The sequence below is a fragment of the Actinokineospora sp. genome (assembly GCF_050699995.1).
In the GTDB taxonomy this organism is placed as follows: domain Bacteria; phylum Actinomycetota; class Actinomycetes; order Mycobacteriales; family Pseudonocardiaceae; genus Actinokineospora.
Genome location: NZ_JBOHGC010000162.1, coordinates 1 through 22073 on the forward strand (window position 1 = coordinate 1; position 22073 = coordinate 22073).

20 protein-coding genes and 1 pseudogene are annotated in these 22073 nt (G+C 69.9%); 5 read left to right on the top strand and 16 right to left on the bottom strand.

The genetic code is table 11. The annotated features are described in order from the left end of the window. The 7 genes from ACRDSQ_RS08955 to ACRDSQ_RS08985 all read right to left on the bottom strand — a co-directional run. Positions 1–1978 (bottom strand): DEAD/DEAH box helicase (locus ACRDSQ_RS08955; protein WP_431420371.1); only part of this gene is annotated, 1978 nt, incomplete at its 3' end. 65 nt (positions 1979–2043) lie between these two features. Then, a complete protein-coding gene (locus ACRDSQ_RS08960; RefSeq protein ID WP_431420372.1) occupies positions 2044–2928 on the bottom strand; it encodes a diacylglycerol/lipid kinase family protein in 885 nt (294 codons plus the stop codon). A gap of 45 nt (positions 2929–2973) precedes the next feature. Continuing rightward, on the bottom strand, positions 2974–3852 hold the full coding sequence (gene tatC, locus ACRDSQ_RS08965) for a twin-arginine translocase subunit TatC (RefSeq protein WP_431420373.1): 879 nt from the start codon (positions 3850–3852) through the stop codon (positions 2974–2976). A gap of 101 nt (positions 3853–3953) precedes the next feature. Then, the gene (tatA, locus tag ACRDSQ_RS08970) at positions 3954–4250 is read right to left on the bottom strand and encodes a Sec-independent protein translocase subunit TatA (protein WP_431420374.1); all 297 of its coding nucleotides are present in this window, start codon (positions 4248–4250) and stop codon (positions 3954–3956) included. Further along, positions 4247–4495: a bacteriophage holin gene (locus tag ACRDSQ_RS08975; RefSeq protein WP_431420375.1), complete on the bottom strand. Its 249-nt coding sequence runs from the start codon at positions 4493–4495 to the stop codon at positions 4247–4249. Before ACRDSQ_RS08975 ends, tatA begins: the two co-directional genes overlap by 4 nt. A 51-nt stretch (positions 4496–4546) precedes the next feature. Continuing rightward, the gene (locus ACRDSQ_RS08980) at positions 4547–5521 is read right to left on the bottom strand and encodes a helix-turn-helix transcriptional regulator (protein WP_431420376.1); all 975 of its coding nucleotides are present in this window, start codon (positions 5519–5521) and stop codon (positions 4547–4549) included. Continuing rightward, positions 5518–6495 (bottom strand): helix-turn-helix transcriptional regulator, encoded by a 978-nt coding sequence (locus ACRDSQ_RS08985; RefSeq protein ID WP_431420377.1) that lies wholly within the window; start codon positions 6493–6495, stop codon positions 5518–5520. The genes ACRDSQ_RS08980 and ACRDSQ_RS08985 overlap by 4 nt, the downstream gene beginning before the upstream one ends. Before the next feature lie 207 nt (positions 6496–6702). Between ACRDSQ_RS08985 and ACRDSQ_RS08990 the strand changes: the two genes are divergently transcribed. Both ACRDSQ_RS08990 and ACRDSQ_RS08995 read left to right on the top strand, forming a co-directional pair. After that, a complete protein-coding gene (locus ACRDSQ_RS08990) occupies positions 6703–7143 on the top strand; it encodes a carboxymuconolactone decarboxylase family protein (RefSeq protein ID WP_431420378.1) in 441 nt (146 codons plus the stop codon). Positions 7144–7154: 11 nt separating this feature from the next. After that, the gene (locus ACRDSQ_RS08995) at positions 7155–7934 is read left to right on the top strand and encodes a sigma-70 family RNA polymerase sigma factor (protein WP_431420379.1); all 780 of its coding nucleotides are present in this window, start codon (positions 7155–7157) and stop codon (positions 7932–7934) included. 79 nt (positions 7935–8013) lie between these two features. On the opposite strand, the gene ACRDSQ_RS09000 is transcribed toward ACRDSQ_RS08995, so the two are convergent. The 3 genes from ACRDSQ_RS09000 to pafA are packed head-to-tail and all read right to left on the bottom strand — an operon-like array spanning position 8014 to position 10719. Then, positions 8014–8724: a hypothetical protein gene (locus ACRDSQ_RS09000; RefSeq protein WP_431420380.1), complete on the bottom strand. Its 711-nt coding sequence runs from the start codon at positions 8722–8724 to the stop codon at positions 8014–8016. Positions 8725–8742: 18 nt separating this feature from the next. Further along, positions 8743–9318, bottom strand: coding sequence for a GNAT family N-acetyltransferase (locus ACRDSQ_RS09005; protein WP_431420381.1), 576 nt, complete (start codon positions 9316–9318; stop codon positions 8743–8745). Between the two features lie 42 nt (positions 9319–9360). After that, entirely contained in the window at positions 9361–10719 is a 1359-nt protein-coding gene (gene pafA / locus ACRDSQ_RS09010) for a Pup--protein ligase (RefSeq protein ID WP_431420382.1), read from the bottom strand. A gap of 147 nt (positions 10720–10866) precedes the next feature. On the opposite strand from pafA, the pseudogene ACRDSQ_RS09015 reads away from it, so the two are divergent. Together ACRDSQ_RS09015 and ACRDSQ_RS09020 are read left to right on the top strand one after the other, a co-directional pair. Beyond that, a pseudogene (locus ACRDSQ_RS09015) lies at positions 10867–12353 on the top strand (bifunctional phosphatase PAP2/diacylglycerol kinase family protein). A gap of 10 nt (positions 12354–12363) precedes the next feature. Next, positions 12364–13191, top strand: a complete 828-nt coding sequence (locus tag ACRDSQ_RS09020; RefSeq protein WP_431420384.1) for an MOSC domain-containing protein — start codon at positions 12364–12366, stop codon at positions 13189–13191. Between the two features lie 3 nt (positions 13192–13194). Here ACRDSQ_RS09020 and ACRDSQ_RS09025 read toward each other — a convergent pair whose 3' ends face one another. The 6 genes from ACRDSQ_RS09025 to dop all read right to left on the bottom strand — a co-directional run bounded on the left by ACRDSQ_RS09025 (position 13195) and on the right by dop (position 21339). After that, positions 13195–14181, bottom strand: a complete 987-nt coding sequence (locus tag ACRDSQ_RS09025; protein WP_431420385.1) for a LysR family transcriptional regulator — start codon at positions 14179–14181, stop codon at positions 13195–13197. Between the two features lie 199 nt (positions 14182–14380). Continuing rightward, positions 14381–17320 (bottom strand): S8 family serine peptidase, encoded by a 2940-nt coding sequence (locus ACRDSQ_RS09030; RefSeq protein WP_431420387.1) that lies wholly within the window; start codon positions 17318–17320, stop codon positions 14381–14383. A gap of 498 nt (positions 17321–17818) precedes the next feature. Further along, positions 17819–18604, bottom strand: coding sequence for a proteasome subunit alpha (gene prcA / locus ACRDSQ_RS09035; protein ID WP_431420388.1), 786 nt, complete (start codon positions 18602–18604; stop codon positions 17819–17821). Positions 18605–18636: 32 nt separating this feature from the next. Continuing rightward, positions 18637–19494, bottom strand: coding sequence for a proteasome subunit beta (gene prcB / locus ACRDSQ_RS09040; protein WP_431420389.1), 858 nt, complete (start codon positions 19492–19494; stop codon positions 18637–18639). A 63-nt stretch (positions 19495–19557) separates the two neighbouring features. Then, complete coding sequence (locus ACRDSQ_RS09045; protein WP_431420390.1) at positions 19558–19752, bottom strand: ubiquitin-like protein Pup; 195 nt, start codon at positions 19750–19752, stop codon at positions 19558–19560. 81 nt (positions 19753–19833) lie between these two features. Beyond that, positions 19834–21339, bottom strand: coding sequence for a depupylase/deamidase Dop (dop, locus tag ACRDSQ_RS09050; RefSeq protein ID WP_431420391.1), 1506 nt, complete (start codon positions 21337–21339; stop codon positions 19834–19836). 74 nt (positions 21340–21413) lie between these two features. Between dop and ACRDSQ_RS09055 the strand changes: the two genes are divergently transcribed. After that, positions 21414–21923, top strand: a complete 510-nt coding sequence (locus ACRDSQ_RS09055) for an NUDIX hydrolase (protein ID WP_431420392.1) — start codon at positions 21414–21416, stop codon at positions 21921–21923. The last annotated feature ends 150 nt before the right edge of the window (positions 21924–22073 follow it).

A 22073-nucleotide genomic window follows, 5' to 3' on the forward strand; every position in this document is an offset into this window, starting at 1 on the left:
GGGGCAGCTCGATCCCGGCCGCGCGCAGGGTTGACGCCAGGTCGCGGCGGGACCGCGGCGACCGCACGTCGACCTGCTTGGGGAGCCGGACCCGTCCCAGCACCGTCACCGGGTTCGGGAAGTCCGACACGGACAGCCGACCCGCCCACCGGTCCTCGGTCACGACCAGTGGCCGCGGCTCGCCCATCGAGTCGAGACCCGGATCGATCACGATCGCCAGCCCGGACCGGCGACCCGCGGGCACCGCGATCACGTCACCCTTGCGCAGCTGCTCCAGCGAGTGCGCCGCATCCGCCCGCCGGGCCGCGCTGTTCTGGCGCGAGAGCGCCTTCTCCCGGTCGGTGATCTGCTTGCGCAGCGCCGCGTACTGGGTGAAGTCGCCCAGGTGGCACGTCATCGACTCCGCGTACCCGGCCAGGGCCTCGCGGTTGCGCTCGACCCGCCGCGAGAGCCCCACGACCGACCGGTCGGCCTGGAACTGGGCGAACGACTGCTCCAGGATCTCGCGCGCCTGCACGGCGCCCATCCGGTCGACGAGGTTGACCGCCATGTTGTAGCCCGGCCGAAACGACGACTTCAGCGGGTACGTCCGGGTCGAGGCCAGCCCGGCCACCTGCTTCGGGTCGAGCCCCGGCTGCCAGACCACGACCGCGTGGCCCTCGACGTCGATCCCCCGGCGGCCCGCGCGGCCGGTGAGCTGCGTGTACTCGCCCGGGGTCAGCTCGACATGCGCCTCGCCGTTGTACTTGACGAGCTTCTCCAGCACGACCGTGCGCGCGGGCATGTTGATGCCCAGCGCCAGCGTCTCGGTGGCGAACACCGCCTTCACCAGACCGCGCAGGAACAGCTCCTCGACGGTCTCCTTGAACGCGGGCAGCAGCCCGGCGTGGTGCCCGGCGAACCCGCGCTCCAACGCCTCTTTCCACTCCCAGAACCCGAGCACCGTCAGGTCGGCGTCGGGCAGGTCACGGGTCTTCGAGTCGACGATCCGCCGCACCTCGGCGATCTCGTCCTCCGAGTTGAGCCGCAGCCCCGACCGCACGCACTGCGACACGGCTGCCTCACAGCCCGCGCGGCTGAACACGAACACGATCGCGGGCAGCAGCCCCTGCGAGTCGAGCCGCTCGACGACCTCCACCCGCGATGGCGGCTTGAACCGTGGGCCGCCGTTGCCCGAGCCCCGGCCGCCGCGCGAGCGCGGACCGTGCCACGGCGTGTGGAAGCGGCCGATCTCGTCGGCCCGGCGCACCAGCTCCGGGTTGATCCGCAGCTCGACCCCGCTGGGCTCGGACCCGGCGAACAGGTCGAGCATCCGGTTGCCGACCAGCATGTGCTGCCACAGCGGCACCGGCCGGTGTTCGTCGACCACGACGGCCGTGTCGCCGCGCACCGCGACGAGCCACTCGCCGAACTCCTCGGCGTTGGACACCGTGGCCGACAGCGACACCAGGTTGACCCATTCGGGCAGGTGCAGGATCACTTCCTCCCACACCGCCCCGCGGAACCGGTCGGCCAGGTAGTGGACCTCGTCCATCACCACATAGCCGAGCCCCTCCAACGCCCCGGACCGCGCGTAGAGCATGTTGCGCAGGACCTCGGTGGTCATCACGACCACCGGGGCGTTGCCGTTCACCGACGTGTCGCCGGTCAGCAGCCCGACCGACTTCGGCCCGTAGCGGGTCGTCAGGTCGGCGAACTTCTGGTTCGACAGCGCCTTGATCGGCGTGGTGTAGAAGCATTTGCGGCCCTCGGACAAGGCCAGGTGGACCGCGAACTCTCCGACCACCGTCTTGCCCGCGCCCGTGGGGGCGCACAGCAGGACACCGTGGCCCTCCTCCAACGCGGCACACGCGTCGGTCTGGAACGGGTCGAGTTCGAAGGACAGCTCGGCGGCGAACTCAGCCAGTTTCGGGCTGCGCGCGCGTCGCCGGGAGGCGGCATACGCCTCGGCTGGGGTGCGGGATGAGCTTGCGGACACAACGCAAGGCTTTCACATCCGTCCGACAGACGTCGCCCGTTATCCACAGGCCACGCCGCGGGTGCTCAGCCGACGATCTCCAGCGCCGCGGGCACGCATTCGACCGCCTGGGGCAGCGGACCGACCCGCTCACCGTCGGCATACGCGACCCAGCCGTTGTCTCCGCCCACGGAAACGCGGCGCGCGCGCATGGTGCGCACTGCCGGGTGGTTCACGTGCTTGCCGGTGCGCAGGCTCGGCAGGATCCGAACGAGGTCGAGACGCGAGGCCTTCCCCACGATCGTCACGTCCAGCAGCCCGTCCGCGGGATCGGCGTCCGGGCAGACGGGGATCCCGCCGCCGTAGTAGGCCGTGTTGCCCACGGCCACCAGCGTCGCGTCCAGCTCGACCCGGCCGTCCTCGGTGTCGAGCACCAGCGGCTTGGGCCGCAGCGCTGCCAGCTCGGCCACGATCGCCAGGTCGTAGCGGCGCGGCCCGTGCGGCCACCGCATCCGGTTGACCCGCTCGTTGACCGCGGAGTCGAACCCGGCGCACAGCACGCTGGCGAACCACTCGTCGCCGACCCGCCCCAGGTCGATCCGCCTACGCCTGCCCGCGCCGATCGCCTCGACCAGCGCGTCGGCCGCGGAAAGAGACTCCATCGGGAACCCCAGGGCCCGCACGAGGTCGTTGCCCGTGCCCGCGGGCACCACGGCGAGCGGGACATCGTGGTCGGCGCAGAACTGGACACCCTGGTGCGCGGACCCGTCGCCGCCGAGGACGACCAGCAGGTCCAGCCCCGCGTCACGGGCCCGGACCATGAGCGCGCGCGACTCCTCCACCGAGTTCGCCTCGACCATCGTCAGGTGGTCGACCGCCGAGCGGAGCTTCTCCGCGACCGCGGCGGAAGCCCGGCCCGCAGCACCATGTCCGGAAGCCGGATGAACCGCCAGTGCCGCCCGAATGTCCACTGAGTCTCCCGCAGTCTCCCGCACCCTAGGACCTGGCCCGGGTGGTCAGGTCACGTCGTCGAAGTCCTTGCCCAGGTTCGCCACCGGCTTGCTGGGTTCGACCGGCTCGGGAGCGTAGTTCATCGGCGTGGCCTCGTCGTCGCTCAGCCCCGCCGCGAGGTCGGCGGCCTCACGCTTGGCCTTGCGCCTGTCGTGGATCCGGGTGAACTGCACGGCCAACTCGAACAGCAGCCACATCGCCGCGGCCAACACGATCATCGACACCGGATCGGTGCCCGGGGTCGCGAACGCGGCGAAGACGAACAGCCCGAACACGATCCCGCGCCGCCACCGCTTTAAGTTCGCGTACGGCAGCATCCCGACCTGGTTCAGCATGATCACCAGCAGCGGGAGCTCGAAGCTCACGCCGAAGATCAGCAGCATGACCAGCACGAACGAGATGTACGCGCCCGCGTCCAGCGCGGTGATGAACACACCGCCGCCGAAGCCGACCAGCACATCCAGACCCTGCGGGATGACGAAGAACGCGAGCACCGCGCCCGCGGCGAACAGGATCGACGCGAAGAACACGAAGATCGATGCGAACTTGCGCTCCCGCGCGTAGAGCCCGGGCGTGATGAACGACCACAGCTGGTGCAGCCACAGTGGCGCGGTCACGACCATGCCCGCCGCGATACCGACCTTGAACTGCACCATGAAGCCCTCGAAGGGCTGCCGCTGGAACAGCTGGCACTTGTCGTTCGGGGAGAACCGCACCTCGACCGGCAGCGCGCAGTACGGCTTGAGCAGGATGTCGCCGAGGGACGGGATGGGCCCGAGCGGCACCGCGAACCAGATGAAGCCGAAGACACCGCCAAGCAGGATGAAGACGAGCGCGAGCCCAAGCCTGTTGCGAAGGTCGTAGAGGTGGTCCTTCAGGGACATGGTGCCGTCGGGGTTGTGCCGACGACTGCGGATCTTCCGCTTCTCGCGACGGCTTCCCTCCCGGCGGGGCGTATCACGCACCACCGTGCGAACCGATCCTCTCAGCTCGCGTTCTTGTGCGGCTGGCTCTTGTCGAGCTTGCTCTGCAGGTCATCGATCTGCTTCTGCAGCTGCTCAGGGGACTGGCCAGGCGCCGCGGCGGGGAGCTGCTGCGGCTCCGGGGCGGCAGCGGCCTTCGGCTCCGCGTCCTGGTCGTCGTTGCGCATGCCCTTGGTCTCCGCCTTGATGATGCGCATCGACTGTCCGAGCGAGCGTGCCATGGCAGGCATCTTCTTCGCACCGAACAGCAGAATGATCACCACCGCGATGATAAGGATCTCCCACGGTCCCAGATTCACGGCCGTCCTCCTGTCTGACTTCGCCCTGTAGATGCTACGCGCTCGGCGGACCGCTTCCGATCGGCCAAAGCGACGCGCAGCGCGGCCGAACGGGCCCTCAGCAGGCCCGATTCGTCGTCGAACGTCGCCTTGGCGGTTCCGATAACAGTCCGCACCCGACCCAGCCCACGGACAACGCGGACCAGAAAGAATCCCAACAGCGCCAGCCCGAGCAGGGCCAGCGCCGCACTAGGCAAGTACGGCACGGGGCAACCCTACCGGGTCGCCGATCGGCGACAGCGCACAACAGCCGGCCATCAGGTGTCGGCCAGGTGATGATCCATCAGCCGCAGGGCCGCCCCGGCCTGCGAACGAAGCTCCTGGGCCAGCTCGGCCGGGCGCTCCACCCGGACCTCGCCACCGAGGCCGAGAAGCAGCCGCACCATCCAGGACGTGTCGGCGTAGCGCATCGTGACCCGCAACCTGCCGCCGTCGAGTTCCTCGACGTCCTCCACCGGGTAGTACTCCGACACCCAGCGCGCGTCCGGCTCCAGCACCAACCGGGCGACCGACTGGTCGGGGGCCGGGCGGAACAGGCCCGTCGAGACGTCCGTCGGCTCCGCGTAGGGCGGCGGCGCGGCGGGCTCGTCGAGGACCTCGACGTCGTCGATGCGGTCGAGCCGGAACAGCCGGACCGCCTCGGCGCGCCTGCACCAGGCCTCCAGGTAGCCGCGGCCCTCGACGATCAGCACCCGCATCGGGTCGACCGTCCGCTCGGAGATCTCGTCCTTGGAGGCCGTGTAGTACGTCATCCGCAGCGCGCGACCGGCTTTGAGCGCCGACTGCACGGTCTCGCGGACCTTGACCGTCTCCGCGGCCTCGCGCACGCCGAGACCGACCGCGACGCCGGCGGGCTGCGCCTGGCCGGCGGCCATCTCGATCTTCGCGACGGTCCGCCGGATCGCGTCCGCGTCGGCCACCCCAGGCGTGTCGGCCAGCGCGCGCAGGGCAACCAGCAGCGCCGTCGCCTCGGCGCCGGTCAGCCGCAGCGGCCTGCTCATGCCCGCGTCGAAGGTGACGGTGACGGTGTCCTCGTCGAACGAGATGTCGATCAGGTCGCCGGGGCCGTAGCCGGGCAGCCCGCACATCCAGAGCAGTTCCAGGTCTTTGCGCAGCTGCTTCGGGGTCACGTCGAAGTCGGCAGCGGCCTCGTCGATCGGGATGCCCGGGCGCGCGATCAGATACGGCACCAGCGCCAGCAGTCGCGGCAGCCGGTCTTGCGAAGCCGTCACAGCACGTCCCCCTCGGCGACAGCGACCAGGCGCTCCCGCACCGACTTGGCCAGGACCTCGGGTTCGAGCACGAGGACGTCGGCGCCGTACCCGGCGAGCCAGCCCGCGGCCGTGTCCGGCCAGCGCAGCTCGAGTTCGAGGATGTCCCCGGCGATTCCCCGGATGTCCCGCTCCCCCACGACCTTCGCGCGGCGGCGCACCCCGGCGGCGCGACCGGAGGCCGCCCAGACCCGCACGGTCGACACCGAGGAGACCTCACCGCCGGTGGTGGCGACGAACTGCATCAGGTCGACGTTCTCGGGCCTGCGCACCTGCCCGGGCTTGCCGATCTTGCGCACCTCGCCGACGATCCGGGAGAGCCGGAAGCAGCGGGGGGCGTCGCGGTCGCGGTCATGGCCGACCACGTACCAGCGCCCGCGCCACGAGACCACGCCCCACGGCTCCAGCGTCCGTTCGCGCAGCTCGGCGGGCGAGGGCCTGCGATAGTCGAAGGACACGACCTGCCCGGCCTGGACCGCCGCCAGCAGCGGCGTGAACGCGGGCTCGGAGGTGCGCACTTTCGACTCGACGATCGCGGGCGCGGCCTGGTCGACGTCGACCCCGGCGGCGCGCAGCTTGAGCAGGGCGCCGTGGGCGGCGCCGGTCAGCTCGGGGGAATCCCAGAGCCGCACGGCGAGCGCCACCGCGGCGGCCTCGTCGGGCTCAAGGTCGATCTCGCCCAGCTCGTAGTCCCGCCGCGCGATCCGGTAGCCGTCCACGGTGTCGAACACCGAGTTCCGGCCCACCTCCAGCGGGATCCCCAGTTCTCGCAACTCCGTCTTGTCCCGCTCGAAAGTGCGGAAGAACGCGTCGTCGGAAGGTGCGTCGGCGTAGCCGGGGACGATCCCCCGGATCCGCTCGGCGCTGAGGTACTGGCGGGTCGAGAGCAGGCACAGCACCAGGTTGACCAGTCGTTCGGCGCGTGCAACAGACACCCGCGCACCATAACGCGCCCACGGCCAGCGGGTTCACCCAACACACCGAACATCCGTGCGATCGGCTCTGCTACCACTCCCCCCGCGCCACACCGTCCTCTACTCCCCCAGCAGCCTCAGTGAACTGGGTCACAAGCGGGCGCGGATCGTCACGCCGCGGGTGGGGTGGGCCGTCTTTGCGGCGGGCACGTCGAGAAAGGACTACCCATGCAGCGCATCGAGTTGGACAAGCTTGCCCCCGAGGCCCACCGCAAGGTGGTCGACCTGTTCCTCTACAGCCAGGCGAACATCGAGACCCCGCTGCTCAACCTGATCATGCTGCGGGCGTCGGCCGTCAACGGCTGCGCGTACTGCGTCGACATGCACACGCGGGACGCGCTCAAGGCCGGTGAGTCGTCGCAGCGGTTGTTCGCGGTGTCGGTGTGGCGGGAGTCGCCGTTCTTCGGGAAGGAGGAGCGGGCGGCGCTGGCGTTGACGGACGCGGTGACGCTCATCGGGCAGGATGGCGTTCCCGACGGCGTGTGGGACGACGCGCGGGCCGTCTGGTCGGAGAAGGGGGTGGCGGATCTCGTGATGGCGATCGTCATGATCAACGCGTTCAACCGGATCGCGGCGAGCACCCGCAAGACCCCGGTGCTCACGGACTGACAGGAACGCGCGTGACCACCTCGCTCGACACCGAGTTCGAGCGGCACCGTTCGGTGCTGCTCGGCATCGGGTACCGCATGCTCGGCTCCTTCGCCGACGCCGAGGACGTCGTGCAGGACGCCTGGATCCGGTGGGCGGGCGTGGACCACGCGACGGTCGAGGAACCCCGGAGCTTCCTGGTGACGATCGTGTCCCGGCTCGCGATCGACCGGATGCGCCTGGCGCACCGCAGACGGGAGACCTACATCGGCCCCTGGCTGCCCGAGCCGGTCCGCACCGACCGCGAGGAACTGGGGCCCGCGGACACCGCCCAGCAGCGCGACACGCTGTCGGTCGCGACCCTGCGGCTCATGGAGCGCCTCTCGGCGCCGGAGCGCGCGGTGTTCGTGCTGCGGGAGGCTTTCGAGCTGCCCTACGAGGAGATCGCCGAGGTCCTGAACCTCACCGCCGCGTATGCCCGCCAGCTGCACAAGCGCGCGGGTGCGCGGCTCGCCGCCGACCGTGAGCGGTTCGCCGCGGATCCGGTGATCCACCGCGACCTGGTCGACCTGTTCGTCCTCGCGGCCCGCACCGGCGACCGGGACGCATTGCAGAAGCTCTTCGCCCAGGACGTCCCGCTGTGGACCGACGGCGGGGGCAAGATCCGCGCCGCCCTGCGCCCGGTGCGCGACGCCGACCGGGTCACCCGCTTCCTCGGGGGCGTGCTGGGCAAGTACGGCGAGGTCGACCTGACGGTCATCGAGGTCAACGGCCTGGCGGCGATGGTCATGATCCTCGGCGAGTACCGCTAGATCATCTCCCTCGAGACCTCGGACGGCTTGATCACCGGCGTGCAGATGGTGAGCAATCCGGACAAGCTCCGGCGCGCGCTCAGCTGATGACGCGCCCGTTGTTGCGGAACAGCGGGTTGCGGCGAAACGAGAACAACGCGTAGCCGCACAGCAGGAAGAACCCCGCCGCCCCGCCGAACGCCAGCAGGCGCAGCCCGCCCGACATCGGCGACGTCACCGCGGTGAGCGCGACCGACAGCACCGTGGCGCCCAGGCCGGTGCCGCACAGCAGTCCGGTGGCCAAGTGGTAGGCGGGCCGGGAGTGCAGGTTCATCTTCCAGCGGTTGCGGCCGCGGACCCAGCTCTCCCAGTGCAGCACGTCGGCCGGTGGCAGGTCCGATTCTCCCGACACGGCGTCCGGCGCGCCCAGCTGGGCGTTGATCTTCTTCTCCAGGTCCCACAGAAACCACCTGGCCCGACCCAGCCGCTGCACTTCGCCCCACCACACGAACCAGATGAAGACCAGCAGCACCGGCGCGAGGCTGAGGATCCCGGTGCGCAGCGCCAGGTTCTGCCAGCTGGCCAGCAGGCCCGTGTAGATCACCGCGATCGCGGCCAGCCCGTAGCTCATCACCGCCTGCTGGGTGGTCACGGCGGCGACCAGCTCGGCGCGGATGGAGTTGTACTCGTGCTGCATGAAGACCAGCCGGGCCTGGTCCCGCTGCGCGGCCAGGTCGGGCGCGGGCGGCACCGGCGGCACCGGCGGCTTGGCCCGCCTGCGTGGTCGTGTGGGCTCACCGACTGTCGCCATACGATCAACGCTACGGATTCAATGGCTGGTGGATGGCCGCTTTTCGGAAAATTCGGCCCGGGTGATCCGCCAGCGGACGTCCACCCCGTCCTCCGCCGACGTCATCGGCTCCTGCGGCGGTGAGACGCGCGCGATCTCGGTGAACCCGAGCCTGCGCGGGATCGCCCCGCTGCGGGTGTTGGCGGTGTCGTGCACGATGTCGACGAACTCGATTCCCGGCAGGTCGAAGGCGGCTTTGACCAGCAGATAGGTCGACTCGGTCGCCGCGCCGAGACCCCTATAGGCCGGGTGCAGCCAGTAGCCGATCTCCAGGCCGCCCTCGCCCACCCGCGACATCAAACCGATCCGGCCCGCGAGCTTGCCGCCGACGGTGATGGCGTAGGCGAACTCGGTGCCTGCTTCCCAGTTCGCGTCGGTCTCGGCGACATGGGCGCGCACGGCGTCCGGGTCGAACTCGCCCGCCGCCCAAGCCATCCACGGCCGCAGGTGCGGAGTCGCCTCCTTCACCACGCGCACGAGGTCCTCGACCTCGTCGGGCCGCAACCGGCGCAGGACGACGACGTCACCGGTGAGTGTTGCCGAAGGGCGGATCATGCCGGAATCGTCCGGCACGACCCGCCCTTTCGGCCAACCGACTTACAGCGAGGCGATCAGACGTTCCACGCGCTCGTCGACCGCGCGGAACGGGTCTTTGCACAGCACGGTGCGCTGCGCCTGGTCGTTGAGCTTGAGGTGCACCCAGTCGACGGTGAAGTCACGCCCGGCCTGCTGGGCGGCGGCGATGAAGTCCCCGCGCAGCTTGGCGCGCGTGGTCTGCGGCGGGGTGTCCTTGGCGGCCTCGATCTCGCCGTCGTCGGTCACCCTGGCCACCAGGTCCTTGCGCTGCAGCAGGTCGAAGATGCCCCGGCCGCGGCGGATGTCGTGGTAGGCCAAGTCGAGCTGGGCGATGCGGGCGCTGGACAGGTCGAGGTTGTGCTTGGCCTGGTAGCGCTCGATGAGCCGGTGCTTGATCGCCCAGTCGATCTCGCGGTCGATCAGGGTGAGGTCCTGGGCCTCGACCGCGTCGAGCACCTTGCCCCACATGTCGACAACGCGCTGCGCCAGCGGGTCCGGCGAGCGGCGGGCGACGTGCTCGACGGCCTTGGAGTAGTACTCGCGCTGGATGTCGAGCGCGGACGCCTCGCGCCCGCCCGCGAGCCGGACCAGCCTGCGGCCCGTGAGGTCGTGGCTGATCTCGCGGATCGCGCGGATCGGGTTGTCGAGGCTGAAGTCCCGGAACTGGACGCCGTCCTCGATCATCTCCAGCACCAGGTTGGCGGTGCCGACCTTGAGCAGCGTGGTCGACTCGGACATGTTCGAGTCGCCGACGATGACGTGCAGGCGCCGGTATCGCTCGGCGTCGGCGTGCGGCTCGTCGCGGGTGTTGATGATCGGGCGGGACCTGGTCGTGGCGCTGGAGACGCCCTCCCAGATGTGCTCGGCGCGCTGCGAGAGGCAGTACACGGCCCCGCGTGGGGTCTGCAGGACCTTGCCCGCGCCGCAGATCAGCTGGCGGGTGACGAGGAACGGCAGCAGGACGTCCGCGATCCGGGAGAACTCGCCCGCCCTGGTGACCAGGAAGTTCTCGTGGCAGCCGTAGGAGTTGCCCGCGGAGTCGGTGTTGTTCTTGAACAGGAAGATGTCGCCGCCGATGCCCTCGTCGGCGAGGCGGCGTTCGGCGTCGACGAGCAGGTCCTCGAGGATCCGCTCACCCGCCTTGTCGTGGGTGACCAGTTGGACCAGGTCGTCGCACTCCGCCGTGGCGTACTCGGGGTGCGAACCGACATCCAGGTAGAGGCGTGATCCATTGCGCAGGAAGACGTTCGAGGAACGGCCCCACGACACCACGCGCCGAAACAAGTACCGCGCGACCTCGTCCGGAGACAGCCTGCGCTGTCCGTGGAACGTACAGGTCACGCCGAATTCGGTCTCGATTCCGAAGATCCGCCGCTGCATTCCCTAAGCCTAGGCGCAAAGACCGACAAGGACCGAGCGCCGTTCGGGGAAGGTCCACAAATTGTGTCGTCGGGCTTCGGTAACCCAGTGTTCATCTGAGACGGACCGTCAAGCGGTGCGCTGCGCCGTCCTGTTGAATGGTGGATCATGTTGGGACGAATCCGCCGCCACTCGGTGCGCCAAGTCAATCACGTCGACCAGGCGCTGGTCAGGCAGGTCGCGGAGCTGCCGCACACGCGGGTGGACGTCGGCCTCAAGCGCCTGTCCACCGCGGCCGACCACGGGAAGCTCTGGTTCGTGGTCGCGGCGATCCTGGCCTCGGGCAAGGGCCCGACCCGGCGGGCCGCGGTGCGTGGTGTCGGGTCCATCGCGTTCGCCAGTCTGTCGGCGAATCTGGTCGCGAAGAACCTCTTCCCGCGCAGGCGACCGGCCGCGGAGCTCCTGCCGCTCCACCGGCGGTTCGAGAAGCGGCCGACCAGTTCGTCCTTCCCGTCCGGGCACGCGGCCTCCGCGGTCGCCTTCACCACCGCCGTGGCGATGGAGAGTCCTCGGACGGCCATCGCGCTGGCTCCGCTGGCGGGCGCGGTCGCGTACTCGCGGGTGCACACCGGGGTCCACTGGCCCAGCGACATCGCGGCGGGCGCCGCGATCGGCGTGGGCGCGGCGCACGCGGTGCGGCACTGGTGGCCGGTCGCCGAACAGGGGCCCGCGCACACCGCCCACGAGGCCGAGGTCGGGCCGCTGGTGGACGGCGAGGGGCTGCTGGTGCTGGTCAACGCGCACTCGGGGCTCGGCGAGGACCCGACCGACGAGCTGCGGCTGCGCTGGCCGAAGGCGACCGTGGTCAACCCGATCCCGGGCGACGACCTCATCGAAGACCTCTCCCACCAAGTCAAGAAGTCCACCGACGAGGTCCGCGCGCTGGGTGTGGCGGGCGGTGACGGGACCGTCGCCGCGGTCGCCGCGGTGGCCGCGGAGTTCGGTCTGCCGCTGGTGCTGATTCCCTCGGGCACGCTCAACCACTTCGCCCGCGACATCGGAGTGGAGACCGCGGACGACGCCGGGGACGCCGTGCGCGAGGGCCGCGGGGTGGAGATCGATCTCGCCGGGGTGAAGATCATCGAACGCGGCGGCGAAGAGCGGCACCGGTGGTTCGTCAACACCGCGAGTGTCGGCGGCTACCCGGAGATGGTGCGGATCCGGGAGAAGCTCGAAGGCAAGGGCTGGCCGAAGTGGCCCGCGGGCGCGGTCGCCATGGTGCGCACGCTGCGGAACGCGCAGCCGATCCGGATGGCGCTCGACGGGCGGCCGCACCTGGTGTGGTGGCTGTTCGTGGGCAACGGGACGTACGCGCCGAAGGGTTTCGCGCCGACCCGGCGGCCCGCGCTGGACACCGGGCTGCTGACGTCCGATACCTGCGGGCCGACGTGCCGTTCTCCCGCGCCCGGTTCGTGCTCGCGACGCTGACCCGGACCCTGCACACCAGCCACGTCTACCGCGAACTCGACGCGCCGCGGCTGCGCGTCGACCTGCTCGACGGCCACCGCCGGGTCGCGACCGACGGCGAGGTGGGTCCGCTGGCGAATCGCTTCGAGTTCGAATCACGGCCACGGGCCCTGTGCGTCTACCGGTAGCGTCGCCCCCGTGGCGATCGTGACCGACCTGAAGTGCTTCCCCATCAAAGGATGCGCGGGTGTCCCACTCGCGGACGCGCTGATGACGCCCGCGGGTCTGGCGCATGACCGGGCGTTCATGTTCGTCGGCGAGGACGGCGGGTTCCGCAGCCAGCGCCGCTCTCCCAGGCTGGCCGTGATCCAGCCATCGGTGACTCCGGCGGGCGACCGGATCACGCTGCGGGCCAAGGGATTCATGGCGCTCGACGTCGAGGTCGACCTGACCTTGGCGCGGCGGGACGTGACCATGTTCGGCGCCCCGGACCTGGGGATCGACCTGGGCGGCGACGCCGCGGCCTGGCTCAGTGCGGTGCTCGGCGAGCGGGTACGCCTGGTGCGGGTGCCGCCCGAGCACGACCGGGTGACCGACGGCCAGGTCCCCGGCACCTCGGGGTACGCCGACAGCTCCGCCGTGCACCTGCTCAGCCGCTCCACGCTGGCCGAGCTGAACGCCCGCCTGATCGCCGCGGGCGCCGCCCCGGTGCCCATCGACCGGTTCCGGGCGAACATCGTCGTCGACGGCTGGGCCGAGCCGTCCACCGAGGACCGCGTGCGCCGGGTGCGGATCGGCGACTGCGACCTCGGGTACACCAAGCTCGCGATCCGCTGCGTGGTCACCACGGTGGATCAGGAGGCCGGGACCAAGACTGGCCTGGAACCCCTGCGGACCCTCGCCCGCTACCGCCGCGCGGCTGCGGGCGGGGTCGCGTTCGGGGCGAAGTTCGCCGTCCTGCGCGCGGGCAAGCTCTCCGTCGGCGACGCGCTGAGCGTCGACACCTGGGGCGAATCGGAGTTCTGAGGGTCAGCGTCGGACGGCTCGGGTGGCTCCGTCGGCGGGGGCGTCCTTGTGCTCCGCCCACCAGGCCGCGAACAGCGGGTTGGTGTCGACGAGCTTGGAGTAGGCGTCCAGCAGCGACGTCGGCGCCTGCTCGGCGGCGCCCGCGAGGGTGCTCTCCTCGTGCCAGATCAGCACGATCTCGTGGCGCAGCGGGGTGCCCGCGATGTTGCGGATCACCAGACCGTTGCCCTCGCGCGCGACCGGCTTGGCGAGGGTCACCGCGCCCGCCTGGACCAGGGCACGGGTGGTGGTCGAGTCGGAGACCTGGTGCTTGATCTTCGGGGTGAACCCGCTTCCCGCGCACACGCGAAGCAGCGCGAGCTGTTCAGGGACCTCGCCGACCGGCGGCAGCACCCAGTTCTCCTCGGCGAGCTCGCGCAGTTCGATGTCGCCGACGCCTGCCAGGCGGTGGGTCTCGGACAGCGCCACGAACATGGGGGCGCTGAGCATCACCCGACTGTGCAGCTGCGGGGGCAGCGGGGTGCGGAAGCCGGGGTTCTCCTCCAGCACGGCGAAGTCGAGCTTGCCGTCGAGGACCTTGCGAGCCAGTTCCACCGGGTTCGAGTCGATGTCGATGGACGTCTCCGCGTTGCCGAGGCGCTCGGCGATCGCGGTGGCGAACAGCGGGACGATGAGGCCGGGCGGGCCGCCGACGCGGATCATGCCCGCGACCGTCACCGCCTGGGTGCGCTGCTTGATCCCGGCCATCAGCTCGTCGACGTCGGTGAGGACGAGGCGGGCGGCGGAAAGGACGTAGCTGCCCAGGTCCGTCGGCACGACGCCGGTGCCCGAGCGGGCGAACAGCAGGCCGCCGACGCGGCGCTCGAGTCGTTGCAGCTGGGCGGTCAGCGCGGGTTGCGAAACCCCGAGTTGAACGGCGGCCTTGGACAGGCTGCCCGCGTCCGCGACAGCGATGATGACTCGAAGATGACGAAGTTCCAGCTCGTGCACACCAAAGTTATGCCCTCTGGCGCGACATTATGCAAATCCCAGCTCGCCTGGTGGGAGAGACCACACATTTCCTTGGAGCGGCGTGTAAAAACAGGTCCGGCGACGTCTATCCCAAACGTCGCCGAACCTGTTTATGACTCAACTATTGGACACCGTGGCGCGGCCAGGTAGTGCTGACCGCGCCACGGTCGCTTTCTCGCTACGACACGGTCACTGCCGTGTCATCCACCGCGAACGTGGTCTGCAGGGACGAGTCCTCGTTCATCAGCCACCTGAGCCGAATCGTCTGCCCCTTGTAGGCCGACAGGTCGTACGTCTTCTGGACGTAGGACGTGCTCTTGTTCAGGTTCGAGACGGTGCCGAGGGTGCCCAGCACCGTGCCCGAGCTGTTGAGGACCTGCAGCTGCAACTTGTCGTACTGGATCGACGTGGTCGTCTCAGCGGTGTCGATCCGGACCCAGTAGGAGACGCTCGCGCTCGTGGCGGAGGCCGGGATGGTCACCTGCTGGTACAGGTTCTCCGAAGTGGTCCGGCCGTTGCCGCCGAAGTACGCCCACCACGACCCGCCATGCGTCGGGCGCGCGGTCGAGTTCGAGACGATGCCGGTGGTTCCGGTCCAGCCGGTGTTGCCGGACTCGAAGCCGGGGTTGGCCAGCAGCTGGTTGGGCTGCGTGGTCGCGGTGACGGCCCAGGTGAAGGCGGTGTTGCCGCTGCCACCCTTGCCGTCGGTCACGGTGACGGTCACGTTGGACGTGCCCGCCACGGTCGGCGTGCCCGAGATGAGGCCGTTGCTCGCACCGATGCTCAGGCCGGTCGGCAGACCCGACGCCGCGTAGGTCAGCGGGTCGTTGTTCGCGTCGGTGGCCTGGATCTGCAGGTTCACCGCGGTGCTGATCTGCGTGGTCTTGTTGCCGGGGTTGGTCACGACCGGGTTGGCGTTGACCGTGCCGCCGGTGCCGAACTTGCCGTCGATGACCAGGGCGAACTTCTGCGGCCCGGACGGGACGTTGTGGCCGCGTACCCGCACGGTCCACTCACCCGCGGCGGCATTCTGGATGAAGACGTTCTCCAGGTTGTTGCGACGGTCCGCGGTGCCGCCGGTGTTCGACCAGCCACCCCCGAAGACGTTGCCCCGGTACACGGTGCCGGTGGGCGAGACAACCTCGAGGTCAAGGTCGTTGACCAGGGTCACGGCGGCGCTGACGGCGGCTTCCTTGTCGGAGTACGCCATCGTGATCTTCAGCGGCTGACCGGCCTCGACGGTGTACTTGGTCTCGGAGACCCCACCGGTGGCCAGGCCGGCGACCGCCTCGTCGAGGAACTTCGCGGTGCCCGCCGTGGCCTTGTCCAGGTTCACCAGGCCCCAACCCTCGTGCATGTTCGGCACGGGGAGGTCGTTGTCGTTCGCGCCGTCCTCGTTCTCGTCGAGGAGGTCGGTCGCGGAGTTGACCAGGGTGCCCTTGACCAGCGCCGCGGTGGCGTTGACCGAGTGCTTCTTGTTGTAGAAGTCGCGGACCACGGTGGCGCCACCGGCGGCCAGCGGGTTCGACATCGACGTGCCGCTGAAGTACTTGTAGTCGTCGTTCAGCGGGAAGCCGTAGCCGTCGTTCTGCGGCGCGTTCTTCTTCGGGTTGTTGGCGGCAGCGCCGTCGTACTGCTGCTGGTACTTGTCCGAATAGCCGGACAGGATCCAGGATCCGGGGGCCACGATGTCGGGCTTGATCCGGCCGTCGTCCGTCGGGCCGCGGCTGGAGAACGCGGTCACCTGCTGCGGGTTGCCGGTCTGCGGGTCGGACTTGATCGGCTCGGCCGGGTAGTCGTTCGGCCACCAGTCACCCCAGCTGGGGATGACGTTGACGCCGTTGACGTCCTTACAGGATCGGTTGTTGAAGGTCGCCTGCTCCTTCGCGGTCTGCGGCAGGTAGGTCAGCGACACGTCACACGGGGACTGCGCCTTGCCGTTCTCCGAGGCGCCGACCGTCAGCACGTTCTTGGCGGTGGCCGGGGCGCCGATGGAGTCGTTGTCGATGACACCGTCGCTGTTGGCGTCGGTGCCCGAGTTGCCCGCGCTGAAGGTGATCAGCATGTCGCGGTGAGTGTTGATGAACTTGTCCGCGTGCTGCGAGGTGTCGGTGTAGCTGCCGTTCGCGTCCGAGCCCCAGGAGTTGGCGTGGATGCGCGCGCCGTCGTCATAGGCCTGCTGGAACAGCGTGGCCAGGTCGTCGGGGAGGCCGAGCAGGTAGTACCCGTCGGTGTACTGCGCGGCACAGTTGCCGAGCATGTCGACGTAGTCCTCGACGGCCTGGAAGACCAAGCGGGCGCCGTACGCCGCCGCCTTTCCGGTGCCGTCGGCCATGCCGTCGCCGACGACGGAGACCGCGACGTGCGTGCCGTGGCCGCTGTCGACGTCCTGCGCGCCGTCGGGCTGCACGTCGTAGCAGTTGGCCGCGTCCGCACCCGCCCACGCGCGGACGGCCTGGATGCGGTCCGCCGGGATGTCGGGGTGCGCGGTGGCGGCAGTGCCGCCGCCGAGGCCGGTGTCGGCGACCGCGACAGTCTGGGTGGAGCCGTCGTAGCCGCGGGCGTTGGCCTGCGTCGCGCGCATGATCGTGCCCGCGGCGTGCTCGTTGTGCTTCTCCGGGATGCGGAACTTGTCGACGAACGACACGTCCTCGATACCGGCGATCTGGCTGGCCTGACCCGCCTCGGCGGCGATCAGTAGCGTGCCGTCAGCCGACTTGGTGACCACGGCGCCGGTGCCCTCGGCGGCGCGGCGGACAGCGGCCAAGTCGACACCGTTCTCGGCGCGGACCTTGTAGATGCCCGCCTTGCCCTCGTCGATCTTCGCCTTGGCGTCCTGCGTGACCTTCCATGCGGACTGGAAGCGACCCACGTAGTGCACACCGGTCAGCTTGCTCGCGCGCTGGGCCTGACCCGGGTTCATCCGGACCTTGAACGCGTTGTCGGGGATGTACTCGACGATCGTGGCGCCCAAGGCGGTCAGACCGGCCTTCCAGTCCTCGCGGACGGGGCCCTGGAACTGGACCAGGTAGCTGCCACGCTCACTGGCGCCGAGCGCGCGGGCCTCGAGGCCGTGCGGGACGGCGGCGAGCGAACTCGGCAGGAACTCGCCGGTCACCAGACGGATGGGAGCTTCTGCGGGTGATGCGGCGTTGGCGAGTCCGGGGACTGCGATAGCGGCACCGACCAGCACTGTCGAGACAGCGAGCGTGATGGCCCGTCGTCTCCGTGTGGCACCGAACATGGGTTGTCCTCACGAATGCAGGAGTTGGGACGCGACCCTCCGGCCTGTCGGACGCCTAGCCCTCACAAGGCGCCCACGGTCCTCACCTACCGCCAGCCAATTGGTCGTTAGTGGACTATGACTCGCGTATTACCGGTTCGGCCTATCCCGGACGGGCATAACATGCGCGTGAACAGCGGATATCGCGGTGGGTTGACGCAGTTGCAACCGCGGGCAACCGGGTGGTGTCGGCCTGGTAGCGCCGTGTTTACGTGCGGATGGCCCGCGATTGGTTCTTTGCCGGTGGCAACCGTGGGCGCCGAAAGGTGCAGCCCGGTGGTGACCGTTTCGGTCTCCACCGGGCTGCGCGTTCTGGCTGGTTCTGCCGCCTGGCTACTCGTCCTCGGTGGGCGGCAGTTCGATGTCCTCGATCGGCTTGGCGGGCGACTCCGGGCTGGTCTCCGCCGGTCGCTCGTCGGCCGGGAGCAGCGCCGTGAGGGCGGCTCCGGTGATGCGGCGGAACGCCCGGGTGGGCCTGCCTCGGTCGAGGACCGCCACCTCGAGCTTGTCGAGGGTCGTCTCCCCCGCCGTCTTCGCCGCGCTGTTCGCCGCTCCCGCGCCCAGGGCCTTGAGGGCCAGGCGGACGGCGTCGCTCAGCGGGATGCCGTCCTCGAACGTTTCCTTGAGCAGGGCGGTGATCGGGTCGGTTTGGCCGCCCATCACCAGGAACTGCGGTTCGTCGACGATGGAGCCGTCGTAGGTCAGGCGGTAGAGCTGGTCCTGCCTCGTCGTGGCGCCCACTTCGGCGACGCAGATTTCGACCTCCATGGGCTTCACCTGCTCGGTGAAGATGGTGCCGAGGGTCTGGGCGTAGACGTTCGCCAGCTGTCGGGCCGAGACGTCGCGGCGGTCATAGGAGTAGCCCCACAGATCCACGTGGCGGATGCCGCCGCGGCGGAGGCTTTCGTATTCGCTGTAGCGGCCCGCGGCGGCGAAGCCGATACGGTCGTAGATCTCCGAGACCTTGTGCAAAGTGGCCGACGGGTTCTCGGCGACGAACAGGACGCCGTCGGCGTACTTCAGCGCGACGACGCTGCGGCCCCGGGCGATGCCCTTGCGGGCGTACTCCGAGCGGTCGCGCATCAGCTGCTCGGGCGAGGCGTACAACGGCATCGTCACGGGGCAGGCTCCTTAACTCGGCGGGGTGCGGGTCAGCCGCGGGGGCGTTCGGACCGGTCGTTCACCACGGCTCCGGCCACGGCGGCCGTCTCCTCCTCGGACAGGCGCTGGGCGCCCTCGTCGGCGGTGATGGTGACGATGCTGGGGTAGATCCGGCGGGCCAGGTCCGGGCCGCCGGTGGCGGAGTCGTCGTCGGCGGCGTCGAAGAGGGCTTCCACAGCGGCGCGGACGGCGGACGCCTTGTCGCCGTCGGGGTCGTAGAGCTTCTTGAGGGCGGACTTGGCGAACATCGAGCCCGAGCCGATGGCGTGGAAACCCGCCCGTTCCTCATACCGGCCGCCGGTGACATCGAAGGACACGATGCGGCCCGCGGTGGCCGGGTCGTCGGCGTCGATGTCGTAGCCGACGAACAGCGGCAGCACGGCCAGGCCCGCCATGGCCACGTCCAGGTTGCCGCGGACCATGCTGGCCAGCTTGTTGGTCTTGCCGTCGAGCGAGAGGCCGATGCCCTCGATCTTCTCGTAGTGGCGCAGTTCGACGGTGTAGAGCCGGACCAGCTCCACCGCGAGACCGGCGGTGCCCGCGATACCCACCGACGAGTACTCGTCGGTGACGTAGACCTTCTCGATGTCGCGCTGGGCGATCAGGTTGCCCGCGGTGGCCCGGCGGTCGCCCGCGATGAGCACGCCGCCGGAGAACGTGACCGCGACGATGGTCGTGCCGTGCGGGATGTCCGCGCGGCTCACGGCGGGCGCGTCGGCGACACGGCGCCCAGGGAGGAGTTCAGGCGCCTGGGAGCGCAGGAAGTCGGTGAACGACGACGAACCGGCTGACAGGTGGGCAGGCGAGAGCGAGGCTCCTCGCGGCCCTCGGGACGAGGTGTGTTCCATGCCTTCTTTCAATTCCTGTTTTCGGCGTCGCCGTGGGTTGGGCTGGTGACCGCGCGGGAGGGCTTACTCGCCGCCCTTTTGCACGTACGCGCGGACGAAGTCCTCGGCGTTCTCCTCGAGCACGTCGTCGATCTCGTCAAGGATCGCGTCGGTGTCGTCGCCGAGCTTCTCGCGTCGTTCCTGACCCGCCGCGGTGGTGTCCTCGGCGCCCTCGTCGCCGTCACCGCCGCCCTGCTTCTGCTTCTGCTCCTGGGACATGTGACCCTCCCGGTTGTCTGGCCTACTTGGAACATTACCCAGCCGGACCGACTTTCGTCGCCGTCCGCACCGGTGACAAGATCAGCGTTTCGTGCCGGTGAGCTTGTCCACCAGCTGTTCGGCCGTGTCCGCGGCGTCCAGCAGGTCCCCGACATGGGCTTTGGTGCCGCGCAGCGGCTCAAGGGTCGGGATGCGCACCAGCGACTCCCGGCCCAGGTCGAAGATGACCGAATCCCACGATGCGGCCGCGATGGAGTTCGGGTAGCGCTCCAGGCAGCGGCCGCGGAAGTAGGCGCGGGTATCCGACGGCGGGGTGTAGACCGCCGCGCGGACCTCGTCCTCGGTCACCAGCCGCTTCATCGAGCCGCGGGCGACAAGGCGGTTGTAGAGACCCTTGTCGAGGCGCACGTCGGAGTACTGCAGGTCGACCAGGTGCAGCCGCGGAGAGTTCCAGGTGAGGCCGTCGCGGGCCCGGAAGCCCTCCAGCAGCCGCAGCTTCGCGGGCCAGTCGAGCCGGTCGGCGCACTCCATCGGGTCGCGCGCGAGGGCGTCGAGGATCTCGCCCCAGGTGCTCAGCACGTCGCGGCCGACGCGGTCGGCCTCGATCCGGTCGACGTGCTCGGAGATCATCTCGTGGTAGGCGTTCTGCAGGTCGAGGCCGGTGAACTTGCGGCCGTTGGTCAGCTCGACCGTCGCCTTGAGCGTCGGGTCGTGGCTGAGCACGTGGACCGCGCGGACCGGGTCGGCGAGCTTGAGGTGGTCGAACCGGATGCCGGACTCGATCATGTCGAGGACCAGGGCGGTCGTGCCCACCTTGAGGTACGTGGAGGTCTCGGCCAGGTTCGCGTCGCCGATGATCACGTGCAGGCGGCGGTACTTGTCGGCGTCGGCATGCGGCTCGTCGCGGGTGTTGATGATGCCGCGCTTGAGCGTGGTCTCCAGGCCGACCTCGACCTCGATGTAGTCCGAGCGCTGCGAGAGCTGAAAGCCCGCCTCCTCCCCCGCGACGCCGAGGCCGACCCGGCCGGAGCCGCAGACGACCTGGCGCGAGGCGAAGAACGGGGTCAGCCCGGCGATGATCGACGTGAAGGGGGTGTTGCGGGCCATCAGGTAGTTCTCGTGGGTGCCGTAGCTGGCGCCCTTGCCGTCGACGTTGTTCTTGTAGAGCTGCAGCCGCGGCTGGCCGGGGACGGTGGCCGCGCGCATCGCGGCCTCCTCCATCACCCGTTCGCCCGCCTTGTCCCAGATGACGGCGTCGCGCGCGTTGGTGACCTCGGGCGCGGAGTACTCCGGGTGCGCGTGGTCGACGTAGAGGCGGGCGCCGTTGGTGAGGATGACGTTGGCCGCGCCCAGGTCCTCCACGTCGGGGTCCGAGGGGGCCATTCCGGGCGCCCCCAGGTCGAACCCGCGGGCGTCGCGCAGCGGCGATTCCACCTCGTAGTCCCACCGCGCCCGGCGGGCCCGCGGGATGTCCGCCGCGGCCGCGTACGCCAAGACGACCTGAGTCGATGTCAACACCGGGTTGGCCGTCGGGTCGCCCGGCACGGAGATGCCGTACTCGACCTCGGTTCCCATGATCCGCCGCATGTCTTCCACCCTACGGGTCCGCACCGACGAGACGGAGGTGAGCCGCGCCGGGCATCGGTGGGACGATCCACATCATGGGCGGCGACGAACTGGTGGCGGTGTACTCGGCGGACGGCGACGTGGTGGGCTCGGCGACCCGCCGCCGGATGCGCGCGGAGGACCTCTGGCACGCCGCGAGCGCGATCCTGGTGCGCTCCGGCGACCGTGTGTACGTCCACCGCCGCACGGACGACAAGGACGTCTTCCCCGGCATGCACGACTGCTGGGCGGGCGGCGTGGTCGCCGCGGGCGAGACGCCGTGGGACTGCGCGGAGCGGGAACTGGCGGAGGAACTGGGCATCACGGGTGCACCCCTGGTGCCGCTGTTCACCGCGAGCGCCGACGTCGAGGGGACCCGCATCCACCTGTACGCCTACGAGGCGTGGTGGGACGGCGAGATCGTCACCCAGGAGTCGGAGATCGCCTCCGGCGGCTGGATGGGCCTCGACGAGCTGCGGGTGCGGCTGGCGGACCCGACGTGGCCGTTCGTGCCGGACGGCCGGATCGCGATAGCGGAGTTCTTCCGCCGCGAACTCGATCGCTGAGACCGGCGACAGAACGGCGGGACGGGGCGCATACCGACGATCAGTCGCTCAAGCTGGTCAGTTTCGCGGCAGCCGCCGGGGCCAGCCGGGCGATGGCGGCCTGGGCACGGGCGAGAGTCGAGGCCTCCACACTCACGACGCTGAGCACGT